4 protein-coding genes are annotated in these 3,366 nt (G+C 60.5%); 1 reads left to right on the top strand and 3 read right to left on the bottom strand.

From position 1 onward, the window contains the following. The coding region (locus M3O22_09100; protein ID MDP9196896.1) for a DNA polymerase at window positions 1-798 on the top strand (798 nt) is incomplete at its 5' end. Window positions 799-804: 6 nt separating this feature from the next. On the opposite strand, the gene M3O22_09095 is transcribed toward M3O22_09100, so the two are convergent. The 3 genes from M3O22_09095 to rpsT form a co-directional block, all read right to left on the bottom strand. Beyond that, window positions 805-1,233 (bottom strand): GNAT family N-acetyltransferase, encoded by a 429-nt coding sequence (locus M3O22_09095; GenBank protein ID MDP9196895.1) that lies wholly within the window; start codon window positions 1,231-1,233, stop codon window positions 805-807. Window positions 1,234-1,485: 252 nt separating this feature from the next. Next, window positions 1,486-2,910 (bottom strand): chromosomal replication initiator protein DnaA, encoded by a 1,425-nt coding sequence (dnaA, locus tag M3O22_09090; GenBank protein ID MDP9196894.1) that lies wholly within the window; start codon window positions 2,908-2,910, stop codon window positions 1,486-1,488. Window positions 2,911-3,025: 115 nt separating this feature from the next. Continuing rightward, window positions 3,026-3,292, bottom strand: a complete 267-nt coding sequence (gene rpsT / locus M3O22_09085; GenBank protein MDP9196893.1) for a 30S ribosomal protein S20 — start codon at window positions 3,290-3,292, stop codon at window positions 3,026-3,028. Window positions 3,293-3,366 lie beyond the last annotated feature (74 nt).

Here is a 3,366-nt window from a genome sequence, read left to right as displayed (position 1 = left end):
GCCTCGACCGGCCGTCTGGCCTCATCCGATCCGAACCTTCAGAACATCCCGATCCGCACGGAAACCGGCCGCCAGATCCGCAAGGCCTTCATCGCCGGGCCGGGCAATGTGCTGATCAGCGCCGACTATTCCCAGATCGAGCTGCGCCTGGCTGCCCACATGGCGGATATCCACAGCCTGCGCGAGGCTTTCCATCAGGGGCTGGACATTCATGCCGCCACGGCCAGCCGGGTCTTTGGCGTTCCCTTGGACCAGATGACGCCCGAGATCCGGCGCAACGCCAAGGCCATCAACTTCGGGATTCTCTACGGCATGAGCGGCCACGGCCTGGCGCGCCAGCTGGGCATTCCGGTGGGCGAGGCCAACGCATTCGTGAAACGCTATCTGGAACGTTATCCCGAAATGGCCCAGTACATCGAGCAGACCAAAGCTTTCTGCCGCGAGCACGGCTATGTGAAAACCCTGTTCGGGCGCCGGTGCCACATCCCAGGCATCAACGACCGCAACGGATCACGCCGCGCGGCGTTCGAGCGCCAGGCCATCAACGCCCCGCTGCAGGGCACCGCAGCCGACATCATCAAGAAAGCCATGGTCCGCCTGCCCCCGGCCCTGGAAAAGACGGGCCTGAAAGCGCGCCTGATCCTGCAGGTGCACGACGAACTGGTGCTGGAAGCGCCGGAAGCGCAGGCCGAAGAAACCGCCGCCGTCACCCGCGCGGTCATGGAGGCCGCTGCCTCCCTCTCCGTCCCCCTGGTGGCCGACTCTGGCATCGGCCCCACCTGGGATTCGGCACATTGAAGGGGATCAGGCCCCCGACACAAACTCTTTCATCTGCGTCTCATCCGCCCAGTAGTGGACAAACCGATCCGCATCGGGTTTCAGGCCCAGACGGTCATAGAACCGGGTCGCGCCCTCATTGTCCGGGAAAATGTCCCACCCCATGCCGCAGCAGCCTTTGTCCAGGCCACGGCGCATCACGTCCCGGACCAGCAGCTGCCCCACTTTCCGGCCACGGAACGCAGGGGCCACAAACAGGCTGCGCATGCTCAGGATTGGCCTGGTCCGGTAAAAGGAAAAGCGATAGTAAAATGACACCAGTCCGGCCGGCTCGCCTCCCTGTTCCGGAAAGGCCAGCAGCACAGTGTCCTTCATATCGGGATCGCCGGACAGGACATACTGCCTGAACGTCCCAAAATCTGCCGTGAACCATCTGCCAGCATTCTGTTCCTCCACCAGACCTTTCAGCAGTCCCCATGCTGCTTCTACCGTTTCCGCGGTGACTCTGCGTATGGTGAATTCTGAATGCGATGCAGAGGGTCATTTATCCTGTCCCGATCCCTTCTGTCATCTGAAGGAGCAATGCGACTGAAGGATCTTTCCTTTCGAAGAGCAAGTTCTTTCGCTGCTACCTTCGCCAGGGCTTCAGCAGACGGGCCCCTCAGGATAACAAACAATTTTTCTTTCCGTTTTCTGCAGTCAAAACATTCAGCTTTCAAGCATCCGCCGCAAGAGCTCCACATCTTCGCTGAACGTGCGGTCCCCTGCCCGAAGCTCTTCCACCTTGCGCACGGCGTGCATGACTGTTGTGTGATCCCTGCCCCCGAATTTGCGGCCAATGTCGGGCAGGGAGCGGGTGGTCAAATGCTTGGCCAGATACATGGCCACCTGGCGTGGGCGGGCCACAGACCGCGAACGGCGCTCGGACGCCATGTCGGCCAGCCGGATGTTGTAGTGCTCAGCCACTTTCTTCTGGATTTCCTCGACCGTTACACGGCGGTCATTGGCCCGCAGCAGGTCGTGCAACGCCTCCTGGGTCGTCTCCAGCGTAATGGCATGACCTACCAGTGAGGTGTGGGCCACAATCCGGTTCAGGGCGCCTTCCAGCTCGCGCACGTTGGACGTGATCCTGTGGGCCAGGAACTCCAGGACCTTTTCCGGAACCTGAACCTTGAGCATTTCGGCCTTGGACTGCAGGATCCCGAGGCGCAGCTCGTACGTTGTGGGATGAATGTCCGCCACCAGGCCCCAGCCCAGGCGGGATTTCAGGCGGTCCTCCATCCCCTCCAGATCCGAAGGGGACTTGTCCGCAGATATAATCACCTGCCGGTTCTGGTCTACCAGCGCGTTGAAAGTGTGGAAAAACTCGTCCGACGTGTTTTCCTTGCCGCCGATGAACTGCACGTCGTCGATCATCAGGACATCGACCGAGCGGAACTGCTCCTTGAAGGCCATGGTATCCTTGTACCGCAGCGCCCGGATGAAGCTGTACATGAACTTTTCCGCGGACAGGTAGATGACGCGGCGAGCGCTGTTATTGCGCCGGATCTGCCAGGCAATGGCATGCATCAGATGGGTTTTACCCAGTCCCACTCCGCCATACAGGAACAGGGGGTTGAAAGTCACAGTGGGCGCATCAGCCACGCGCCGGGCCGCTGCGTGGGCCAGCTCGTTGGATTTTCCCACAACGAAATTCTCGAAGGTGAAACGGGGATCCAGCGGCGCGGACAGGTCCTCCCTGTCAGGGGTCCGGACCGGCGCATCCCACAGCTTTCTGGTCGCACCGAAAGACGGACTGTCCGGGGATCTGGGCACGGATGCTGTTCCGGCAACCGGCGCGCTGACCGTCTCTCCGCCGGATGGAGCAGCCTTTCCTTTATCCCGGGCCGCCACGATGATCTTTATGCCGCTGATCTGCGGCGCAGACTCGGCCCACAGGGTCCGGATACGGTCTGCATAGTGGGTGCGGATCCAGTCGCGCATGAAACGGGTGGGGACCGAGATCCTGACTTCGTCCCCATCCAGGGACATCAGGGATATGGGCTGGATCCAGCTATGGAAAACACTGTCGCCCAGCTCGTCACGAAGCCGGGCGCAGATGTGATCCCATTGCTGTTCCAGGGTATCGGTCATTCACCAGCTTTCCCGATCAAACCAGCCCGCAGCAGCAACAGAAAACCAGCCTTCCTGGAACAGGGCCGGGATCACGCTGTGCCTGCAGGAATAAAAATTCCGGACCGTCCGGTCCTTATGCAGCCATGGCCTTGATGGCAGCAGACAGGCGCGACAGCTTGCGGGCCACAGTGTTTTTGTGCAGCACACCCTTGGTCACGCCGCCCTGCAGCATCGGCTGGGCTGACCTGAAAGCTTCCTGGGCGGCGGCCTTGTTACCCTCCTGGATCGCGTGCTCCACCTTCTTTACAGAAGTGCGGATCTTGCTGACCCTGGCGCGGTTGACAGCAGTTTTGACCACTGTCTGGCGGGCACGTTTTTTGGATGATTTCAGATTGGCCATCGGGAAGTACCTTCAAAAAGCGTATGTCGTTCCAAAAGAGATCGTATAATAGCCTGCACCCCGGACCGTCAAGC

This window comes from Pseudomonadota bacterium (assembly GCA_030775045.1).
Classification (GTDB): domain Bacteria; phylum Pseudomonadota; class Alphaproteobacteria; order JALYJY01; family JALYJY01; genus JALYJY01.
Note: the sequence above shows the minus strand (reverse complement) of the source record. Positions and strands in the feature narration are given on the sequence as shown.